Genomic DNA, 19951 nt, shown 5'->3' on the forward strand with positions numbered 1-19951 from the left:
TTATTGAGGTGGGGAGGTTAACCCTCCCCATTTTACTATGAAAATAAATATTCTCTTACGTTACTACCTACTGAGTTTTTTTCTGTTTTTTTCTTCGCTAAGCAATGCTGCGCAAGAACTAGAAATAGATGGCTTACTGCTTGATAGAAGCATTAGTCGTTTTGGCCATCAATTTTATTACGAGTTTTCAAATTACTGGCGAGATCTCCCTTCAACCGCTGGTTTTAATATAGAAATAAGAGAAACAGTAATACCAAAAGCTGGCACAAAGCTTTCGCTAATTATGAATAACCAACTCGTGTATGTAACCTATTTAGGACGTAGATTAGCGCCCCTCGACGAACGCGTTGAGCAAGCTGTTTACACTGTAATAGACGCGATGGCACGCTCAAATATGGCAACATCGTCACCCGATATGGCAGTAAATGGATGGTAAAATGAAAAAAATAGCACTTATAATAATAACAACACTTAGTTTTTCAGCCTCGGCAACTGAAATAATTTATACCCCAATCAACCCAAGCTTTGGTGGTAACCCACTCAATGCCACTATGCTGCTTAGTAAAGCGCAAGCGCAAAACAAACACAAAGCCCCAACCATCGAAAAAGGCTACGCAGAGCAATTTCAAGACTCATTAGAGCGCACGTATTTAAACCGCATGGTAAGAGAAATTACCGATATGGCGTTTGGCGAAGAAATTGAAGACAGCCTATTTGACCAAGACTCAATATTTATGAGTGGCGATTATCAAATAGAAGTCATCACCAGCACAACCGACACTATTACAGTAAAAATAACCAATATATTAGATGACTCTGTCGTGATAATCGAAGTTCCGAGGTTTGGATAATGCGCAAAATACTCATAACAATAACTCTATTAGCCATAACTGGTTGCTCAAGTATGGGAAACTTAATCCCTCCCTCACAGCAAGTCGCCACCACATTAGAACCCACTGAAATATTTAGTGATTTAAAAAACTTACCTAAACCTGTAGGCAGTATCCCTGTGTCTGTATATTCGTTTAGAGATCAAACAGGCCAATACAAACCGCAAACTAATGTTAGCTCGTTTTCAACGGCAGTAACGCAAGGTGCTAACTCTATTTTAGTGCAAGCACTGCACGAGTCTGATTGGTTTACACCGGTTGAACGCGAAGGCTTACAAAATATTTTAACAGAGCGAAAAATTATTCGTGCAGGCCAATCTGACAACCCTAACCAACCAGATTTACCGCCCCTAACAACCGCTAAAATAATTTTAGAAGGCGGTATTATTAGCTACGATACCAATGTAAAAACAGGCGGTTTAGGAATGGAATACTTTGGTATTGGCGCATCTGAGTTATATCGTGAAGATGCAATATCTATATATTTACGCGCAGTTGATGTTCGCACCGGCCAAGTATTACTTAGCGTAGCCACCAGCAAAAAAGTACTTAGCCAAGAAATGCGTGCAGGATTTTTTAGGTACGTAAGCTACAAACGCTTAGCCGAAGCTGAAGCCGGCTTTAGTGATAACGAACCGATGAGCATATGTGTAACCCAAGCCATTGAAAAAGCACTCACAGACTTAATTACAAAAGGAATTGATAGGGGCTTGTGGGCACAAAAAGCAGCGTAATACCAATGCGCAATAACATTTGATTAAGCGAATTGGTATAAGGCTATAATTTAAAAACAAAAAAGGCTACATGACGTAGCCTTTTTTATATGAGTGTATACAACAATCGTGTTTTAAAAAATTGCTATAACTACTTAGCCATAGGTAATAAAACCGATATGTAACGCTGAGCCCAATTTGCTAATTCAACACGGTTACGAGAATTGGTTTTTTTAAAGGCACTGTACAAATGCGTTTTAACGGTGTGGTCACTTATATTAAGTTTATCGGCAATGGCGTTATTGCTCGCCCCTTGAGCAATTAAGTGAATAACCGATTTTTCACGTTTAGTAAGGTGCGCATAATCCCCTTTTTTTAGGGTGATATCTTCTTGTAGGCTATTAAACGAAGAGGCAACCGAGAGAATATCTGAAAACGCTTTTGATATAACCTTTCGCGTAAACCATAACTCGCCTGAGGTTATTCTAACTAGCCCTTTAAAAATAGTTTCTGGTGCATCTGATTTATAAAACACACCATTGAAATGATTTAACAGTAGGTTTTTTTCGCACACGGCATTGGGCTCTACATTAAATAAGACAACTTTATGCTTTTTAGCGAGGCAAATTAAGTCGGCAGGCAGCAAATCTAACCAGTTATTTTTAGCGCCATCAATTAAAAATAAATCAAACTTGTCCCTTTTTTCGTTTTTAGGGATCACGTCGTCCATTTTAATATCGCCAAAAATAGCTTGCATGGTTTTTAATATAGTTGTGTAGCTTTCACAGTGAAAAGAAGATTGAAACGTGGTTTTTACAAAAACGGCGTGTGGTTGTAGCATAGATTTCTTCCTTGAAATGTTTACACCACATTACCGAATTTATTAACAACTTACAATGCGCCCTTGGTATTATTCATACAAGGTATAAAACAATCACCAATTATATTTAGTTAATAGTTACAATAACTTAATGATAATTAGTGAATTATTTTCATATAAAACACTGCTCTGATCAGTCCTCACATAATGTATAAAAGCGTGAGGTAACCCCGTTAGTCCAGCCAAAACCTTGCTGTACTACGTATTCTCCGCCCCCTGCTTTTAATTGAGGCACGCACACATTGTATTTTTCTAGTAGGCACTGATTAACAGAAAAGTCGTTTTCTACCATTGTTAGCCAGTTTTGCATTATACGTTTACTAAGATCACTAAAACCGTAATTATTAAGCCCTTTTACAGCAAACCACTGCAGCGGAGCCCACCCATTAGGGCTATCCCATTGCTGTGATGTAGAGGTAACGGTAGTAACTATGCCACCAGCCTTTAAAAAGTCGCGGCTTAGTCGCTCGGCAATATGTTGAGCTTGTTGCTCAGACGCTAAGTTAAAAAATAATGCAGTACTTGCGGCAGCGCTTAACACCTTAGATTGACTCGCTTTGTGATGATTATAATCAACAAAAAAGTGTTGTTGCTCACTCCACATGTATTTATTAATCAGTGTGCGGCGAGCTGCTGCGTAGTCGCTAAATAAATCGGCTTGTTGGTTATTACCTAGCAGCTTATTAAACTTACTAAGCTGTTTTTCTAGGTTATAAAGCAAACAATTAAGATCAATGGGTATTATATCGGTCGTTTGTATAGAGCTAAGTGAATTAGGCTCAGCTAGCCAGCGAGAACTAAAGTCCCAGCCAGATTCACACGCAGCACGTATATGTCGATAAAAGTCGGGCTTTTTATGCTCAGCTAAGCCCTCTGCGAGTGCCAGATCTTCTCTCAGGGATTCTGCCCTAGGGGCTGCTTCATCGTCCCAATAACGATTTAACTTGCCACCGCATGGCATTTTTACAACTCGCCTTAGTGCCGTTTTCTCGTTCGTAAGCTCTTCTGCGCCTTGCATCCAAAACGCATACTCTTTTTCAAGCGCATCAACACATTTTTCAAGCCACGCTACATTATTGGTTTTGCTGTGTTCGTGCTGCCATAGTAATTCAACCATAAGCGCTAAAATAGGTGGCTGTGAACGCGATAAGTAGTAACTGCGATTGCCATTTGGAATACACCCATAATCGTTTATAAGGTCGATAAAGTTTTGCAGCATATCTTCAACAATTTCAGGTTTATTAGCATCCATTAAGCCAAGCGCTGTAAAGTAGCTATCCCAGTAGTATATTTCCTGAAAACGCCCACCAGGCACAATGTAGCTATGCTTTAATGCTAATAAAGAATCGGCTTTAGGTTTATCAGCCGCCCGTCTCAAACCATGCCACAAAGAGTTAATGTAGTGTTTAACGCTTGCGGTATCTGGCTCACTTTGCATACGGAGTAAGGGGGTCGTAATAAAGTGAGCATTTACAAACTCTTTTAATTGGGCTTGATTAAGCGGTGCTACTTGCTCATAGTGTTTACACGCACTTTGCCAGCTGGTTCGTGCAGTTGCATCTGCAAATGTTTTACAGTCATCAAAAATATGTTGGGTCTGTACATCTTTAAATAACTGGCTCTCAAAAAAATTCATAACAATCCTAAATCAATTATATGCTGGCAGCGTGCTGAGAAATGGCGCGGGTGCGCTGTTTAAAAATAATCACGCTTATAAAAATTAAGCTAATGGGAATTAACGACAGGTAAAATGCGTGCTGACCACTAAAATGCTCAAATACGTAGCCTGTGATCATTGAACCAGTTGTGCCTCCAAGTGCTGAAAATACAACGATTAACCCTGTCATGGCAGCATGTTGGTGCTTTTCTAATGCGCTGAGCATTACCGAATTTAAAACTGGATAAATTGGCGCCATAAAAAAACCAATGAGGGGCAAAACAAATGCAGCCAGTGGTGCATCAAATAGGCTAGTGATTGCTGTATTAGGCAGGTTTTCAGTTAGGGGTAACGTTATAATAATAAGTAATGCCATGGCGACTAAGCATCCGCACAGTACAAAAAACCAATTAATATGTTTCAGTACCTGCCCAGCAACTAAACGACCAAACGCTAACGCCGCTGCAAAAATACTCGCTAACTGAATACTTATAGCCACAGGCAATTGTAAAACTTGGTTATTAAAGGTTGGCAGCCAAGTGCCTACGCCTTGTTCAATAAGAACATATAAAAATGCACTTATAATAAAAATAAGCACCAAGGGCTGATACGTTAATTTAAGCATGGCTATAAAGTCACTCAAACTAGAGTCAGTTTTATTTTTATCAATTGCAGGCGCAATCGGTGCAATAACAACACTTAGTAATACAATTAAAGTAAGCGCAGCCAACGCGTAATAAACATTGAGCCACGCATTGCTTTGGCTTGGGTCTATAAAGGCGGTAAAAATCCAATAACCACTTAATACACCCACCATAAAAATGCCTTCGATGGTGTTTAAAAGTGACGAGTGACTATTCGCATCTTCGGTTACTTGGCCAATAATCGAATAAACAGAAACTTTGACTACCGCAAAGCCACAGCCTATCACTGCAAATAGCACTTTAAACATATAAAATTCGCTGATCAATGCGGTGCTTAAGCACGCTAATGCAACGACCGCTAAAGCCCCTAACATTGCGAGCTTATACCCTAATCTAGGAATGAACGAGGCAACAACAAAAGACATTATCGCAATTGATAAGTCTTTAAAGCCTTCCAAAACAGACGCCTCAGTTTTGCTAACGCCCAATGTGTTTATTGCCTGCAAAATGACTGTTCCTACGCTATTTAATAATATTGCGAAAATAAAATAGCTTGCAGCAATTGCTAGTGTGATTTTTGTTTTACTCATAGCTTGCCTTACTTATAACGCAGTGCGCCATAACGATTAAAGCTAACACCTTTGGGTAATTAGCGTGTGTGTTTGTGTCAGTGAACGTTGAGTTTAGTGTAGAATAAAAACCAATGCAATCGTTTGCATTTTAAGATTTAAAATTTGTATCTATCATTCATAAATCAACGTTTGCTCGATTGACGAGTTATTAATTCTATATCAATAACTTGAGATTCAACTTTTTGACCCATAAATTGTTGCATAAGCTTTTTAACTAAAAGTTCAGCCGCTAATTGAGTATTTTGTTTAATTGTTGAAAGCGACGGATGGCTAATATCTGCCATTGCTATATCGTCAAAGCCAACTAATGCAACATCGTTAGGGATACTGACATAGCGCTCTTTTAACGCCTTCATTGCCCCTAAGGCAACCATGTCGCTACAAGCCATTATTGCATCAAAGTAGAGCCCTTTTCCGCGTAATAGACTATTAATTTCTTGATACGCCGAACTACTCGTAATATCAATAGAAACAACGTGCTGCTCTAGTTTATGCGTAGATAGCGCAGCCGCATAACCACGGTGCCTTTCGCTAATTTCACCGTGCTCTGGGTCGCCTAAAAATAAAATATTTTTTGCACCGTGTTCGATTAAGTGCGCAGTGGCTTGCATTCCACCTAGGTAGTTATCACTGCCTACAATAGGGTAATTACTGGGTGTTTTAGGGTCTCCCCACACAACCAAAGGGATCCCCGCTTTAGCAGCCGCCTCTATATTGCGCTGATCTTTACCCTGCCCAACCACAATAATACCATCGGCCCTTCGACCATTAATAAAATAATTGGCCCAATCGTGCTGTGCCATTATTGAATTAGACAATAAAAGCTCTAGCCCTTGTTGATTAAGTGCAAGGTTAATTTCGCTAACCACTTTAAGTAAAAATGGATCGCTAATCGATTGTTCGGTTTGTTCATCTAAGTTAATGATAACAGCAACAACATTTGTTTTTTGCGTTCGTAAGCGGCTTGCAGCGGTGTTTAAACTAAAATTATGCTCTTTAGCGAGTTGTTTTAATTTATCGCGTGTTTCTTGTTTTATTAACGGGTTGTCATTTAAAGCACGCGAAACCGTAGAGGTAGACACCCCTGCCAGCTTTGCTAAATCAGCTAATTTTATTTTTTTGTTATCCATGAAAACCCTGAGCCGCGTTGTATTAACTAATGTTTAATGTAACTAGCTGACAATATAGCATTATTAATTTTTTCTGGCTTGCCTCACAGGCTAAAAAAGCCATACCTTGGCTTTTGCGCTCAATATTTCTACAAATATAATTCATAAATAATTTACAAATAAATATTGCAAACGTTTGCATTAATCTTTAAGGTTTCATCATATACAGCCTGTTTACATGAAAACTTTGTATACAGCGCAGTAAAACACACACTGTTTAACACACTAAAAACGGGATCACACATGACATTCAATAAAGCAAAAAGTACATTAGCGTGCGCTATAACTTTAGCCTTGAGCTCACACGCCACCTTTGCACAAGAGCAAGCACAAGAAACCAAGGTAGAGCGAATTGTTGTTTCGGGCACACCTACCGGGGTCGGCATCAGAAAAATAGATGCAGGCTACGCTGTTACAAATATTGATAGCCAGCAAATTATTAAACTTTCACCTAAAAGCACTGCCGATCTGTTTAAAGCCGTACCTGGGGTTTGGGTAGAAAGCTCAGGGGGTGAATCTGGTGCCAATGTATTTGTACGAGGTTTTCCTGGCGGCGGTGACGCCCCATTTTTAACCCTAAGTATTGAAGGGTCACCCGTTTACCCAGCCCCTACATTATCGTTTTTAGAAAACTCTTCACTTTTTAGAATTGATGAAACGATTGAGACCATGGAGGCTTTACGCGGTGGGCCAAACCCTGTTTTATCAAACGGCCAACCGGGTTTAACAACTAACTTTAGGCTAAAGCGCGGTGGTGAAGACACCGAAGGCTTATTTAAATACACAACATCTGATTACGACCTACAACGAGTAGATGCTGTTATTAGTGGAGAAATTACTGACGATTTATACTTTATGGTTGGCGGGTATGTAAAAAGCTCTCCGGGTATTCGTGATGCAGGTTTTACCTCTGAGAAAGGCAGCCAATTTACCATTAATATCACTAAAGATTTAGATAACGGCGAGCTTAATTTTTATACCCGTCAAACAGATGACCATGGTGCATGGTACTTACCAACTCCACTTAATATTGAAGGGATTGACGCAGAATATACCCAACTTGGTACGTTAAACCGCCAAGCAACAATCTTCACAGGCCCTGATGCACAAGCACACGATATTGACTTAGGGGATGGCCGAGGTTGGGACGGCCACGTAACAGGCGGTAGCATTAAACTAGAGCTTGATAATGGTTGGCAATTTTCTGACCGCTTTAATATAACTAAAGGGGATGCCAATACATACGGGTTGGTGCCAAGTGGCTCAGCAACCACGGTTGGTGCAGTTGCCGATAATGGGCAAACCGCATTTGGTGCAGTAACCAATACAGAATACGCAAGCGACACCCCTATACAACAGCTTGGACGCTGGGTTGTACTTAAAGAAATTAGCTCATTTACAAACGATTTAGCGTTTTCAAAGCAATTTGATGATTTATCAGCCACGTTTGGTTACTACACAGCCAGTACATCGGCAAACGATTGGTGGAGTTTAGGTAATACGGCTTACCACGTACTAGAAGCCGGCGGCGAGTCGCTAACTGGCATTGAGTGTAATCAAAGCACTGATGGCTGCGATTTTAACTACGATATTAGCTCGACTGGTGATGCGCGAACCCATGCGTTTTATGTAACAGCTCAATACAAATTTGCCGAAGACTTTACCTTAGATGCAGGCGTGCGCCACGAAAGTCATGAAGTAGAATACAGTGTTGATGAAGACCTTGATGGAATTATTACCAAAACAGTTAACTATGATGAAAGTAAAACATCGTGGACCACGGGGATTAACTATTCAATAAACGATGACATGGGTGTATTTGCACGCGTAAACCGCGGTTATAAAATGCCTTACTTTGACGACTTTAGAGATAACTTTAGCGCTTATGAAGGCGGCGAAAAGCTAATTAAAGAAGTAACCCAAGGCGAATTTGGCTACAAGCTAATTTCTGACTCTACAGACTTTTACGCTACCTTGTTTGTTAACGAAGTAAAGGGCGATACATTTGTACGCCGCCCAGGTGTACCTGCAGAAATTTTAACAAACGAAGCGTACGGTGTTGAGCTTGATTATAACTTTAATCATCAGTCGGGTTTTTCGGTTAATTTAAATACCACACTACAAGAAACCGAAATAACGCAAAGCCCAACCAATGAAGGAAATGAATCTCAGCGTCAGCCAAAGTGGCAAGTGCGTATCACACCTAGCTACGACTTTGAGCTACAAGGTATGTATGCCACGTTATATGGCACACTGTCGGCTGTTGATGACCGCTTTGGTAACAACGAAAACACGGTGACTCTTGATGGCTACGAAAAAGTAGACTTAGGCCTAATTTTAGAACCTATGGAAGGCATAAAACTACAACTGGCCATTGATAACTTAACGGATGAGCAAGGTATAACAGAGGGCGACCCACGTAATGCCGATGCCCCAAATGGCCGCTATATTATGCCACGCACTACGCGCTTTAGTGTAAGTTATGCGTTTTAAACACACTTAATACTAAAGGGAGCTTGGCTCCCTTTATTTTATTTTTTCGTTTAGTTTATTAAGCGCCTCTGCCGAAAAGCCCCTATCGTAAAAATGTAAAATTTTACCTTTGCTATCTATTAAAACAACGCGAGTATTGTTTGGGTTGTTATTACCTGTGAATTTTTGCACAGTGTCACCATCTTCATAAATAGTGATTACCCCGCCCCACAGCTCTTTTGGAATGCCCTTGCGCATACCGCTGTCTATAAATGTACTAAACATACGCGGGGCCATACCTGCTATGGTAGGCAGTTCGTAAGTGGGTAATGTAACCCCTGTCATGTCTAAGCCAATTAACCAACGGTCTATGTCAAATTGGCTATCTTGTTTATAGCCAATGAGTAACAAGGTTTTATCGGCTTTAAAATCACTCGGTATGGTTACGCTTTTCTCATCTAGGCTTTGGCCGCTAATGGTAGGAAACTGCTTACCGGTAATTTGCTGATTTGGGTATTGAGCTGAGCACGCACTAAGCATTAACACCATAAATGCGCTGGCTATTATTTTAATCATTTTAAAACCTTACACTGTTATAAATATCATACTAATACGTGTATGAGGTAAAACAGGTTTAAACCGTTTGCAATTTTAAATACGCTTTAAACTCTCGAAGTGCCATGGGCTTGGCATATTTCCAGCCTTGGCCATAATGTACGCCAGCTTGTTTTAGTATGGCTTCTTGCTCATTAGTTTCTATGCCTTCTGCTACACAGGTGTAGTTAAACTTACGTACCAACGCCATAATATTGGGGATCATTGAGGCCTTTAAGCCTTGTGTTGTTATGTCTTGTACAAAGGTGCGGTCAATTTTAAGTTGATGAAAGCTCAAATTTTGTAGATTTTTTAAGTTAGAGTAACCCGTACCAAAATCATCTATCGATAAATTAAAGCCCGCCTCAACCAGCCTTTTAAAGTGGGTATGGGCAACTGTTGAGTCTAAGTATTCGTCTTCTGTTATTTCTAAACAAATAATAAAGCGCGAATCGGTGAGTGCAGGTATGTCTTTTAAAAGCGCAATATTGCCTGTTTCTACATCGTAGGGAAAAATATTAATAGAAATTTTAAAATTGCGCGGTAATGCCTCAACGGTGGTTAGCTCATAAAGTACTTTTTCAATCATGGCTTGGGTAAAGCGCCACGTTAAATTGGTTTTTCTGATAATAGGAATAAATTGATCAGGAAATAAAACCCCGTATTTATCTTCAAAACGTGCCAACGCCTCACAGCCAACCACTTTACCTGTTTGCAAACAAATAATGGGTTGGTAGGTCCAATAAAATGAGCCTTTTTTAAGGCCTTTGCGCACGCGCGTGATAGTTGAGCGCCTAGCCGCTAAGCTATAGTCAATTAACAGTCCACTCGATACACCCGCTAACGAAATTAAAATAAGCGAAATAATCAATAAAAATTGATTATCAGCAAAAAATTGGCTCCACGGAAGTTGTGCGGCTGCGCAGTACCCGGGGTTATTAGTACTGCATTTAATAATTGATTCATAAGGTAAAAATGAGTGATTTTTTACCTGCTCATAAACCCCTTTAGCCCCCGCTAAATGAAACGTCTCGCGCGTATTTTTATAAAGTACTTCCCACTGAGGAGAAACAATTACTTTATCGTTAAAAGCGCGCGTATCGACTATTAAATTGTAATTACCTTGCCTTACAATTATCACTTCCATTGCACGGCCACTAAACAAAAGCAAATACAATTGCGGTTCGTACCTTATGCGCACAGGTTTATTATCGTATTTATCAATTCGAATGTAGTCGGGAGGATTATCAGTAATTGTAGCTGCCAGCTTTCCTGCCCCGGTGGTGCAAACCAGCTCATTATTTATAAAAAAGCCAATATCTATCACGTACTGTGCATCAAACAACGCGCGGCGCATTTCTATCAATGTATTGTTATTACATTGTTTAGCGTTCGCGTTATTTAGGCGGGTTAAAATTTTTCTACGCTCTGTTGCGGCAGCATCTATGTGTTGAACAATATAATTTGAATCTCGCGCTAACTGCCTACTTAGCTTTTGTGCAGCAAAGTACATTAGTGTGCTAGCACATATAATAAAAACCACGACACCGCTTAATACTGCAATTAAAGACCTACGTTGATATTGTTTCATAACACCTTTTTAAAGAAGCTGTGTGTGAGTAAGGTGCAATAATAATTGCATATCTGGGCATAAAAGCAATCAAGCTTGTAAAATAATTAAAGCAAATTACGTTTTTAATTTATTGATTTGTTTGCATTATAATTGCAAAACCAGGTGGCTGAGTATATCGCTAAGCTGCTTATGGCCTTGGCTATTTAAATGTATACCATCGCTCCCTAGGGGGGCGTTAAGGTGTGATATATCAACGTAATTAAGCGCGTGCTCGTGTGCTACACGTTTAAAGAGAGCGTTTAAGGGTTGTAACTTTTGATTACAGTTTAAATAAATACGGCTTAACCCATGCTGAGGGTTAATAAATAAAGGACCAATAACAATTATGTTCGGTAAATTAGCAGGCGAGTAAAATTGCTTAATAGAGCCAATAAAATGCGTAAGGCCGGTGGCTATATCTGTTGGGGGTAAGTTAAAACGCTTTTTTAAATCGTTAGTGCCAAGTGCAATAATGAGCGTGTGTAAAGCGTATTGCTGCAAATCGGGTTTTAAATAGCGAATACCATTAAGCTCCCCCGTAAAAGGCGGGTTATTCACAAGCGTACGGTTTGGCTGCCCTGATTCTATTACGCTAAAACCGCTGCCTAGCTGTTGCTGTAACCGCGCCGTCCAACGGGTCTTTTCATCATAGCGCTTACCTGTTTCGGGGTTTAAACCCCACGTATTAGAATCGCCAAAGCAGAGTATATTTTTTGTTATTTGCGTCATTAAAATGGATTAATCGTATAGCCTTGTTGTTGAAGTTGTGCGTGCGCGGTCATCGCAGAAAGCGACATTTTTACGCCATCAATAAGCAGCTCAGGCGTTACTTTAAAATGAGTTGCCGATTGCCCACACACATACACCTGAGTGTTATTAGCAAGTAGCTGCTTAATTAACGCTTGGTTTTTATTATCAGCACTAAAGCGTTTTTTATATTCGCTATTAGCTAACACATCAACACTAGCGCTGCCGTGCACAACTAATGCAAGCTGAATGTTTTTAAGCTTTACATCATGCGCTACATGCATATTAATAAAACGCGCTAACGAATTTATTGAGTTATTTTGCTCGCCTTTTTTAGCGCCATCAGCAACATCAAATGCTATTTTAAATACCGTAGAGCTATTAATTTTGTCATGCTCGGGTACATTATAATAATTACCAAACCCGTTAATTGGTTGCTCATTAGCATTAATAAACGGGCTAAAAAGCAGCACTAACCCTAGTAAATATTTCATAAAACAATCCTGTGTTTTTAAGCGTATTACTAAACTACCAGAGACAACCAAAAAAGGCTGCAATTTAAGCAACCTTTTGGGTACTTTTATGGTGATGATTAATAAACTGCATACCTAAATAACTAAACGTATTTTTAAATTGCTCTACAAAACACGCCGGCGCCTCACTTGATGACGCATTAGAAAGCACTGAAAAATGCTTACTACGCAGCGTTCGTAACTTTGGCTTTAATGCTTCATCGTCCATGTAGTCGGTTATTCTATCAATAAATAATTTCATTTGTACCGTGGTGCTGTACCAATAAACGGGTGAGGCAAACACCCAGTGGTCATACTTTAACAGTGCTTCAAATACAGCATAAAAGTCATCGCTTTTATAGTTTTTGTTATAACAGTACGGCGCTATTTTATAATCATCTAAACATATTATCCTTACATCGTTTTGCTCAGCAAAGCTGTTAACGTGTGCCTGCGTATTACCATTTTTACGTGCGCTTGAGTAAATAATAACAGTGCTACGTTTAAGTTTTTGTTGCATTTAGTTAGCTCCTTTTTTAATGTTGAAAGAAGCTTAAAACCTCAACCTATATTGAGGTCAACCGGAAATTTAAAACAATGCCAATAGATCAAAAAAAACTAACCGAGGCTAACCTAACCGTAGGTTATGTCGCTAAGCGCAGCGGCGTAAAAGTATCAACCCTACACTTTTACGAAACAAAAAGACTCATACGTAGTTGGCGAAATAGCGGCAACCAACGTCGCTATAAAAAAGATGTGCTGCGCCGTATAGCCGTAATAAAAGCCGCACAAGCCATGGGAATAACACTTGATGAAATTAAACACACCCTGGCCACATTACCAGAGCAGCGCACTCCCACACAAAAAGACTGGTCAGCCCTTTCAAAGCAATGGCAAGCACAGCTTGATGAGCGCATAGCGTATATGCAGCGCCTACGCGACCGCGTAGATGGCTGTATTGGTTGTGGGTGTTTATCTATGAGTAAGTGCCCTATGTATAACAAAAACGACCACTTAGGCGAAAACCAAAGTGGTGCTATTTTGTTAGAGCGAGATTAAGATTTAAATTAAGGTTAGTCTAGGCCGCTAAGCCCTTCTCTTGCAGCTCTGTATAAAGCGCCTAGGGTTGAGTCGAATACAGATTTTATAAAGCTATAGGTCAGCTCCACCGCTTTACTAATTACTTTGCCTGCAAACACTAACATATGCCCTAGTAAACCTAAGGTTTGTGTTGCAAACGAGGCGGACGCTTTAGCTATTTTATCAAGCGTTCGCGCCAACATATCGTAAAAAGTGAGCCCGGTTCCAATGGCTGCTTGGGCAGCAACTGCGCTGTAATAGCCTGCATCTTTTAAAAGGGTAATTAATGCAGCACCAAGTTTATCTGCCCAATGTGAGGTAAATGATGCTTGATTTCTATCTTCAAATTTTAAACGCACAGGCATGTTTAAAAAGTGATTAGCTTGTATAGTTAAGTTGTTCCAATTATTGCTATTGGCAGTGTTTAAGTAGCCAGGCGTACCAGCAAGAGTATGAGCAGCCCCTTTTAAACCTTGTCCACTATCTAAACGTATTTCTTGGCCATTGTGCGGAGCATGCGAAAAAGGCCATAAAGGCACTTTAGCCACTGGGTCAGCCCCATGTGTACAGCGATAAATTTTATCGATTCTGGATGTGGCTGCACGAGAAAAGTTTTCAAGCCCAACACGTGGCGAACCAAACGTATATAATTTTACAGGAAGTGAATACTCAGCTTTGATCCAATCAGCAGAAAGCGTCGCTAACGCACCACCCAAGCTGTGGCCAACTAAATGAACGCAACCCGTTACTTTATCTTGAATATTCGCTGCTATAAACTCTTGCAGCGCAGGCTTCATACTATAAAAAGTCTTATTAAAACCAGCATGCACCATACTGCCATTTGACCCACCACTCACACCAAAGTGCCCATCGGTTAATCCATCTCTTAGCGAGTTAGTTCCCCGAATAGTTATAACCGAATCGCCCTCATACGCGCCAAGCCCATGCCCTACTAAAGCAAAGCCCGTGCTTAAATTAAATAAATGAGAAAAAAAGCTGCCCGTTACCCCTTGTACTGCACCTGGATTAACTGAAAAATTAAAATTATCGCGCAAAGAGGCATGAAGTGTGCGATTGAGTAAATTAGTAGTTTTAATACTTTTTGCTTTATAAGCAAGGTTTGCTAATTGTACGGCTTGAGTGGGTGTCAAAGTATTCATATAAGTTCCCTTTAAATAAATAGTTAAAGTTTACATGATGTGTATATCGCAAAAGTGTGGCTTGTATCTTCTTTAATTGGAATATCGTATGTTTGTGGCTCTTGGCCAATATCACACTCTAAGTGCGCAAGAAGTGCTTTAAGTGTATCGCTATCTTCATGAATTGAAACAAGTGTGTACCATAGAACAATCCCTTCTGGCGTGCCGTTTTCTAAATAAATATGTTGAACCAGCGAGTCGTTATCAAACATATTAGAAGGTTTACCTGTTTTTATTGTTTTTTCTGTGAAGGTAAAATAACCCTGTTCATCTGTTGTGGTTTCATCAACGTATTCATCGCCATAGGTAAGTGAGCGCATCACTTTAGTGTTTGCAACTGGCTGCCCATTATCTAATATCTGCCCTTTTACTGGAGCTGATAAATAAAATTCTTGTTTATTAAAAAAGCCAAACATATCTGCACAAGCCTGTGATGTAGTAAAAAAAACAACGGCAATAGAGACTATTACCAATACAAAAATTTTTAAGCGCGATAAAAACAAAGCAAACTCTCTCCCAAGGCCTAGCTATAAACTACTTATATATATATGGCTAATTAATTACACCAGCCATATTTATACTGAAAAAGTAGGGGTCTAATTAGGTACAATTATACTGCATGTTTTTTAATCAAAAAACAATCACTAATCTAATTATAAAATAGTGTATATATTAATTTACCAATGCCACTAAACATGATGCCGCCCATAAGCAAAAAAGCATACATAATACTAATAGCACCGGCTGAAGGATCGCTCTTTTTATCAATTTCTATGCATGCCGTACACACAACAAAAAATATAAAAAAGTTAGCTATCACACCTAAAATAAAAGCATTGCCAAATAACGGTGATACGCCAGCTAAAACTGCACCCAAAATTAACAGCGAGCCTGAAATTGAATGTTTATCAAACCGGCTTTCAATTATTTTTATAGCTAAAGTGATTAACATAGATAGTAAAAAGTATAGCGTTGGCCAAAACTGATAATATAAATACCCCCAGTTTAAAAGCTCACCTGAAGTTGATGAATAAGCTTGCTGGCCTATGTCGGCCGCTGAACCATTCGCGGCACTTTCGCTAAAAAGATACCCTATCCCACCAATAATTAATTTTATAAGCCAAAAAAATAAAAAACTGGCAATAGTAAACCCAATAGCGTCATCCCTTGTTAATCGTTTTTTAGCTTTGCTTTTTACAATAATGGCAAGCATTAAACCTAGTAGGCATACACTTCCTAAATAAAGTACTGCCTGCCAAAAGTCATCAGGATAAAATACAGCTAACCCTGGCGCTATAAATAGATACATAGCACCTTCGTTATCAAGTGAACGGTTTTGGGCACTTTGCTCAGACTCTTTAAAAAGAGCTAAATATACAAATAATGGCTGTAAAAACAGCATTAAAATACTCGTGGTAATAAGGCTCATACATCATCCTTAATGAGAAAAACAAATGCAGCACTTATGCTGCATTAAAATTAAAAATGTGGGTGCTCAATAATAAAGAGAGGTAGGTGTTATAGGTTTATTTTTTGAAAGTATGTTTTAAGTTTTAAAAGCCCTGACTCAAGTTCAAATTTTTGTATTTTAGGGTTCTTGAATTTAAACCCATTAGAAATATGGGTATTAATCATCGTCGCCATACCCTCAAACCCAGCTGGTGCTGTGGCAACTAAATCGCTCAACAAGGGCATGATAAGCACTTGATGCTCTTCTATTAAAGTTGGGTTTTCGTATATATCGTAAACAAGGTTAGTTAATGTTTGTTGGTTTTGTTGTTCCATATCATTTCTATAGTGCCTTAGCTTAGGCGTTTATAGCTCCTTTAAAAATGCAATAACTTTAATGGTTTGTACTAATTATAAATAGTTTAAGTAAATGCTCATTTCTTAATTATCTAAAGAAATGCCCGAATCCTTAAGTTGCTTTTCAAACATTTCTTTTCTGACTTTTTCATAGTTACTTTCATCTAAAAAGCGTTTATGTGCAGCAGCCTTTTCTAAGTCGCCTAGCTCAGTGTAAATTAAATAAAGATCTTTAGTAACAAAACGTCCAGTGCTATATACATAAGCTAAAGCTAAGATACCATCAGGATCGCCTTCTGCAGCATGCTTTTTTGCCTCAGCAATATAGCGGCTTCCATCACCTTTATGAAGGCCTACTAATTCCAGAGCTTGCCAATTTCCCATTTTATAAGCTTTATCACACCAAGCATCAAGCTCTTGAGGTGCATACATTAAGCTTTTTTGACATTGGCGCATGACTTTATCTTGCGATAAGTTAGGATCATTAATATCAAGGTTAGGAAAAAGAGTTCCTGCCATCCCACTAAAACATATTACAATAGCAAAAAGAAAAGTAGCTATTGTTTTCACCATTATAGCCCTTTCATATGAGCTGAATTTTCGGGTAAGTGAAATTTATTACCTACTTTGCTAATAATAGGCTCATTAGGTGGAGGTGGAGGCACATCCACATTACATTTAAATATAACTTGCGAGGCACCTTGAGCTTCATTACACGGTGCAATAAAAAACAAGGCTGTTATCAGAAAAAACTTACCAAGGTTACTTTTTATCATGCTTTTTAAATACCCTTGATAGTTCAATATTATAGTTATTTAGTAAGTACATTACTTAATGCTTAACTGATACACCTGATAAATCAAAGTTATAAAGCGTAACTGAATCAATAGAGTGCTCTTCAACTAACTTAGTATTCTTTACGCTAATAACCCCTTCATCAATACTAATATTGCTTACATTACTACTCAAAGTGAAATTAGGTAGTGCGTATAGCTCTGAGTTGATGATTTGATATCCCTTTAGTACTTGCAATTTGTTACCTGCATAAAACTTTATTAATGCATAATAATGTTTGCCTTTTTCGAGCAATATTATTTCTGGCGTATGACCTTTTAATCGAGTAGCAATAAAAGGGATCCCTTCACTAAAAGACAAAATGTAGGTATCCCTCGTAGGTAAGCAAATACCTGATTTATCTTTGTGGAGTAATTTAACTTGCTCAAACTTCAATGACTGCAATAGCCCTGTTTTGTCATCAATTTTTATAGGCTTAGTTACTTTTATATTTAAGCACTCTGATGCGAAAGCGGTATGACTTATCGTTAATAGTAGAGTACAAATTAAGGCCTTAAAAACATTCATATACTTACTCCATATGTCTGCCAATTATGGATAAACTCTTGCACAGTACCCTTTCCAAGTGGCGTATTGTAATAAGTTTTCCAATACTGAGCCTGCGCATTAGTATCATTAGCTTCTGGCAAGGCGGCTGGTGCTCTTAAATAGTGGATTCTAGCAATGGCGCATGCATAAGCATCATTCTCTTTTAGCTCTTTTAACTTATCTTCAGTAGTCATTAAGCTTTTAACTTTTAATGCTAACTCTCCTCTGTAACTTAGGTAATTATCCCAAATGTCATCATGAGTAGCAGGCTCTATCTGAAAATAACTCAAAGCAGGTCCACCGCCTAGTTGTTGACGATACTTCAATCGACTTTCTTGAATCGCTGTGCCCAGCAATAAGATTTCTGCTTTTTTTGATGATAAACCGATTTTTAACAGCGTTGGTTTTATTACATTGTTCAAGAAAAGTTGAGGATCTTTCATTCCTGCTTTTTGAGAGTTAAATAAGGCGAGCTTTTCATTAATTTTGCGAAAAGTAGCATCATTCGGATTTATTTTTCCATCGGGTCGAACCATGTTTAAGGCTTTGCTTTGGAATAACTTAATAGCAGCAATAGTTTTTGAGTTTTCTGGACGAGGGTTTAAGCGACCATCAACAACTAAAACTTGTGTAGGTGGGATAAGTTTTAGTAATTTATTTAACGCGGCTTGTACTGTTTTTACATCATTTAAACTGTTAGTGCCGCCCAATCCAATAGATTGAGTTATTCTTATTGATGACATTGTATTTCCTTGTCTTTTATTTATTGTTATTAATTTCTTTCCGAAACGATCAACTCTTTAAACTCTTGGGCTTTTAAATAAAAAACATGAAATTCTCTCACTTTTTTAACCCAATGATAATTAATTACACGTTCTCCATAATATGCACCTGCAAGCTGCCCGTATATAGCACCTGTTGTGTCAGCATCTTCACCTAAATTAACGGCTAATAAAGCACCAGACTCAAATGTATCAGAATGATAAAAAGCCCATAAAACTGCTTCCAAGGTATGCATGACATAACCACTTGCGCGTATTTGCGAAGCACTTTTAGATTTATATTTAGCGTCTACTATGAGATCAATTATCGATTGACATAATGGGTTTTCATCCCAGTACCCGTCTATGGGTGTATAGATCCCATCGAGTAAAGTTTCTTTCGATACTCCATGCAAAGCCCCCCAAATTAACCCACTAAAATAACGGCAAGCATCCACAGCTTCTTCAGCGCCATGAGTTGTAATAGAGCTTAAAGCTGCATATTTAATTGCATTTTCAAAATTATCATAGTAACGAATTGGTATTGGTGCCAAACGCATTAAAGACCCATTTCCTGCCGATTTTGGATCTGTATTGCCAGATATAGGATCGCCAGTTTGTTTATAACTTTGCAGAGCATGGACAACCGTATTACCAATATCAAAACACTTCCCATTTACACTGAAAACACCATCTTTCCACCATTTATGGTACAAATCCATTTGATCTTTAGGGTCACAAATTTTTGTACGAACGAGACTATGAGCTAGGCAATACATCATGCTAGTATCGTCCGTCCACTCTCCTGCCTTCAAGTTAAATGGCCCTCCTCCCACAATATCAGTAATTGGCTCAAATGTTCCAGGGGCCTTAAACTCAAGAGTTGTGCCTAAAGCATCACCAAGCGCACATCCAAGTAAAGCACCTCGAAAGCGATTTATGTCATCATCACAATCAACTTGAATTCTTTGATAATATTCTTTACATTGCTCATCAGTAGGTCTTGGGACAGCAATGCGATAGACATTATATGATGACATCCATTGGGTTTTATGAGGCTCTCTGGAGCCACTCAATTTATTTGTCATAAAAGGAAATCGAAGATCATTAGGAATTTTATTTTCCATTTCTAACATTCGAATTATTATGGAAGAGGTAATTAACTCACCAGAATCATCATAATATTTTTTTTCACTCATT

21 protein-coding genes and 1 pseudogene are annotated in these 19951 nt (G+C 38.8%); 5 read left to right on the plus strand and 17 right to left on the minus strand.

Going from position 1 to position 19951, the window contains the following annotated elements:
- Positions 1–37: 37 nt before the first annotated feature.
- From SJY38_RS17855 to SJY38_RS17865, 3 genes are read left to right on the plus strand one after another with little or no spacing between them, the layout of a single operon-like run.
- Entirely contained in the window at positions 38–436 is a 399-nt protein-coding gene (locus tag SJY38_RS17855) for a curli production assembly/transport protein CsgE (protein ID WP_004587048.1), read from the plus strand.
- Positions 426–851 carry a curli assembly protein CsgF gene (locus SJY38_RS17860; protein WP_004587047.1) on the plus strand — a complete coding sequence of 142 codons (426 nt, stop codon included), beginning with the start codon at positions 426–428 and terminating at the stop codon, positions 849–851. The genes SJY38_RS17855 and SJY38_RS17860 overlap by 11 nt, the downstream gene beginning before the upstream one ends.
- The gene (locus tag SJY38_RS17865; RefSeq protein ID WP_004587046.1) at positions 851–1624 is read left to right on the plus strand and encodes a CsgG/HfaB family protein; all 774 of its coding nucleotides are present in this window, start codon (positions 851–853) and stop codon (positions 1622–1624) included. The genes SJY38_RS17860 and SJY38_RS17865 overlap by 1 nt, the downstream gene beginning before the upstream one ends.
- A 130-nt stretch (positions 1625–1754) precedes the next feature.
- Here SJY38_RS17865 and SJY38_RS17870 read toward each other — a convergent pair whose 3' ends face one another.
- The 4 genes and pseudogenes from SJY38_RS17870 to SJY38_RS17885 form a co-directional block, all read right to left on the minus strand.
- A complete protein-coding gene (locus tag SJY38_RS17870) occupies positions 1755–2444 on the minus strand; it encodes a response regulator transcription factor (RefSeq protein WP_096042767.1) in 690 nt (229 codons plus the stop codon).
- 172 nt (positions 2445–2616) lie between these two features.
- Positions 2617–4119 carry an alpha,alpha-trehalase TreF gene (treF, locus tag SJY38_RS17875; RefSeq protein ID WP_377110460.1) on the minus strand — a complete coding sequence of 501 codons (1503 nt, stop codon included), beginning with the start codon at positions 4117–4119 and terminating at the stop codon, positions 2617–2619.
- 16 nt (positions 4120–4135) lie between these two features.
- Positions 4136–5374 (minus strand): sugar MFS transporter, encoded by a 1239-nt coding sequence (locus SJY38_RS17880; RefSeq protein WP_138576559.1) that lies wholly within the window; start codon positions 5372–5374, stop codon positions 4136–4138.
- Between the two features lie 164 nt (positions 5375–5538).
- A pseudogene (locus SJY38_RS17885) lies at positions 5539–6549 on the minus strand (LacI family DNA-binding transcriptional regulator); the annotation flags it as partial.
- A gap of 279 nt (positions 6550–6828) precedes the next feature.
- Here SJY38_RS17885 and SJY38_RS17890 point away from each other — a divergent pair.
- Positions 6829–9078 (plus strand): TonB-dependent receptor, encoded by a 2250-nt coding sequence (locus tag SJY38_RS17890; protein ID WP_377110461.1) that lies wholly within the window; start codon positions 6829–6831, stop codon positions 9076–9078.
- Positions 9079–9111: 33 nt separating this feature from the next.
- On the opposite strand, the gene SJY38_RS17895 is transcribed toward SJY38_RS17890, so the two are convergent.
- The 5 genes from SJY38_RS17895 to SJY38_RS17915 all read right to left on the minus strand — a co-directional run bounded on the left by SJY38_RS17895 (position 9112) and on the right by SJY38_RS17915 (position 13042).
- Positions 9112–9633, minus strand: a complete 522-nt coding sequence (locus SJY38_RS17895; RefSeq protein WP_377110462.1) for a hypothetical protein — start codon at positions 9631–9633, stop codon at positions 9112–9114.
- 58 nt (positions 9634–9691) lie between these two features.
- Positions 9692–11242: an EAL domain-containing protein gene (locus SJY38_RS17900; protein ID WP_377110463.1), complete on the minus strand. Its 1551-nt coding sequence runs from the start codon at positions 11240–11242 to the stop codon at positions 9692–9694.
- Positions 11243–11368: 126 nt separating this feature from the next.
- Positions 11369–11992: a GDSL-type esterase/lipase family protein gene (locus tag SJY38_RS17905; RefSeq protein WP_377110464.1), complete on the minus strand. Its 624-nt coding sequence runs from the start codon at positions 11990–11992 to the stop codon at positions 11369–11371.
- Positions 11992–12504, minus strand: coding sequence for a DsrE family protein (locus tag SJY38_RS17910; protein ID WP_377110465.1), 513 nt, complete (start codon positions 12502–12504; stop codon positions 11992–11994). The genes SJY38_RS17905 and SJY38_RS17910 overlap by 1 nt, the downstream gene beginning before the upstream one ends.
- Positions 12505–12568: 64 nt before the next feature.
- Complete coding sequence (locus SJY38_RS17915; RefSeq protein WP_024032853.1) at positions 12569–13042, minus strand: flavodoxin family protein; 474 nt, start codon at positions 13040–13042, stop codon at positions 12569–12571.
- 77 nt (positions 13043–13119) lie between these two features.
- Here SJY38_RS17915 and soxR point away from each other — a divergent pair, with 77 nt between their 5' ends.
- Positions 13120–13581: a redox-sensitive transcriptional activator SoxR gene (gene soxR, locus SJY38_RS17920; RefSeq protein WP_377110466.1), complete on the plus strand. Its 462-nt coding sequence runs from the start codon at positions 13120–13122 to the stop codon at positions 13579–13581.
- Positions 13582–13595: 14 nt separating this feature from the next.
- Here the strand turns inward: soxR and SJY38_RS17925 are convergent, their stop codons facing one another.
- The 8 genes from SJY38_RS17925 to SJY38_RS17960 all read right to left on the minus strand — a co-directional run bounded on the left by SJY38_RS17925 (position 13596) and on the right by SJY38_RS17960 (position 19950).
- Positions 13596–14762, minus strand: coding sequence for a lipase family protein (locus SJY38_RS17925; RefSeq protein WP_064387120.1), 1167 nt, complete (start codon positions 14760–14762; stop codon positions 13596–13598).
- A 23-nt stretch (positions 14763–14785) separates the two neighbouring features.
- Entirely contained in the window at positions 14786–15304 is a 519-nt protein-coding gene (locus tag SJY38_RS17930) for a DUF6795 domain-containing protein (protein WP_377110467.1), read from the minus strand.
- Between the two features lie 146 nt (positions 15305–15450).
- Positions 15451–16230, minus strand: a complete 780-nt coding sequence (locus SJY38_RS17935) for a hypothetical protein (RefSeq protein WP_377110468.1) — start codon at positions 16228–16230, stop codon at positions 15451–15453.
- Between the two features lie 89 nt (positions 16231–16319).
- Positions 16320–16586, minus strand: a complete 267-nt coding sequence (locus SJY38_RS17940) for a hypothetical protein (protein WP_096042758.1) — start codon at positions 16584–16586, stop codon at positions 16320–16322.
- Positions 16587–16691: 105 nt separating this feature from the next.
- Complete coding sequence (locus tag SJY38_RS17945) at positions 16692–17180, minus strand: hypothetical protein (protein ID WP_286741109.1); 489 nt, start codon at positions 17178–17180, stop codon at positions 16692–16694.
- Positions 17181–17438: 258 nt separating this feature from the next.
- Positions 17439–17969, minus strand: coding sequence for a hypothetical protein (locus tag SJY38_RS17950; RefSeq protein WP_024032861.1), 531 nt, complete (start codon positions 17967–17969; stop codon positions 17439–17441).
- Positions 17966–18733, minus strand: a complete 768-nt coding sequence (locus SJY38_RS17955; RefSeq protein WP_286741112.1) for a peptidoglycan-binding protein — start codon at positions 18731–18733, stop codon at positions 17966–17968. The genes SJY38_RS17950 and SJY38_RS17955 overlap by 4 nt, the downstream gene beginning before the upstream one ends.
- A 29-nt stretch (positions 18734–18762) precedes the next feature.
- Complete coding sequence (locus tag SJY38_RS17960) at positions 18763–19950, minus strand: ADP-ribosylglycohydrolase family protein (protein ID WP_024032863.1); 1188 nt, start codon at positions 19948–19950, stop codon at positions 18763–18765.
- Position 19951 lies beyond the last annotated feature (1 nt).

The organism is Pseudoalteromonas sp. R86517 (genome assembly GCF_042466295.1).
Lineage (GTDB): Bacteria > Pseudomonadota > Gammaproteobacteria > Enterobacterales > Alteromonadaceae > Pseudoalteromonas > Pseudoalteromonas atlantica.